At 71.1% G+C, this 1417-nt stretch carries 1 protein-coding gene; it reads right to left on the reverse strand.

The features are described 5' to 3' along the window. Nucleotides 1-32: 32 nt before the first annotated feature. Nucleotides 33-1322: a cation:proton antiporter gene (locus HLK59_RS50050; RefSeq protein WP_171148337.1), complete on the reverse strand. Its 1290-nt coding sequence runs from the start codon at nt 1320-1322 to the stop codon at nt 33-35. Between the last annotated feature and the right edge of the window lie 95 nt (nt 1323-1417).

Genomic DNA, 1417 nt, shown 5'->3' on the forward strand with positions numbered 1-1417 from the left:
TTCGTGGAAGTCCGGCTGCCGGCTGCGGGTGCCTACCTGTCGGTGCTGCGTACGGCGACTGCCGGCCTCGCGGCCCGTTTGGACTTCACCCTCGACGAGATCGAGGACCTGCGCATCGCGGTGGACGGGGCCACCCCGCACCTGCTCCGGCAGCCCGTCACCGCCCGCTCCCCCCGCAACCGCAGCCCCACCAGCGGGAACAGCAGCACCGACAGCATGCCCGCGCCCACCAGCGCCGCCGCCTCCCGTGTCGTCAGGACCTTGTCCTCGACCCCGATCGTGGTGATGGCGACGACCAGCGGCAGCGCGGTGGAGGCGAAGAGGGTGAGCGCGCGCCGGTCGCGTCGCGGAAGATCGCGGGGCGCCAGGACGTACACCGGAAGACCGCGGACGACGAGGAACAGCAGCAGGAAGACCGGCAGGAGCAGCAGCGTGCGGCCGCCGGACAGCAGGGCGTCCAGGTCGAACTCGATACCGGTGACCACGAAGAACACCGGTACCAGGAAGCCGAACCCCATCGCCTCGACCTTCTCCAGCACGGGCCCGGCGCTCTCCGGCGCCGCCCCGTGCAGCACCAGGCGCGTGATCACCCCGGCGGCGAAGGCGCCGAGCAGGGTGTCGAGGCCGAGGGCCTGGGAGATGCCGAGCATGACCATGAGCAGCAGGACGACCAGGCGTACGGCGAACTGACCGCTGCTGTGCAGGGTCCTGGCGACGACCCGGGAGAACCACGGCGGCCGCGGCCGCATCGCCCACCACACCGCGCCGGCCGTCAGCAGCGCGAACACCGCGAGGAGCACCGTCGACTCCCTCGGCGAACGGCCGCTCAGCAGCAGCGCCATGGCGATGACCGGCCCGAACTCCCCCACCGCGCCGACCGCCAGCATCACCGAGCCGAACCGCGAGCGCAGATCGCCGGCGTCGCGCAGGACCGGCAGGACCGTGCCGAGGGCGGTGCTGGTCAGGGCCGTACCGATGTAGACGCCCTTCGACCAGCCGGACAGCGCCGAGGCCACACCGAGCCCCACCGCGAGGGAGATCCCCCACGCCCACAGCGAGCGCCTGAGGGTGTCCCCGCGGACCTTGTCGAACTCGATCTCGTACCCGGCGAGGAAGATCAGCATCGTCAGCCCGAGGCTGGACAGGGTGTCGATGACCTCCCCGTCCCCCGCCCAGCCCAGCGCATCGGGGCCGACCATGACGCCCAGCACGATCTCGAAGATGACGAGCGGCACGGGGAGCCACCGGCTGATCCCGTACGCCAGCAGGGGCGCGAGCACCGCGATGGACATGATCAGTACGAGCGTCCCGGCCTGCGACATAGGGCGTACTTACCATAAGGTTCGGACAAATCCGTCCAACCAGAGGGATTTGCCGTGACCTACTCCCCGCCGCCCGGCACCCCCCAGGCCCGCAT

Source organism: Streptomyces sp. S3(2020) (assembly GCF_013044505.1).
In the GTDB taxonomy this organism is placed as follows: Bacteria; Actinomycetota; Actinomycetes; order Streptomycetales; family Streptomycetaceae; genus Streptomyces.

Coding starts and splice junctions, on each gene's coding strand:
- HLK59_RS50050 (WP_171148337.1), bottom strand. CDS start 1,322: ATGTCGCAGGCCGGGACGCTCGTACTGATCATGTCCATCGCGGTGCTC.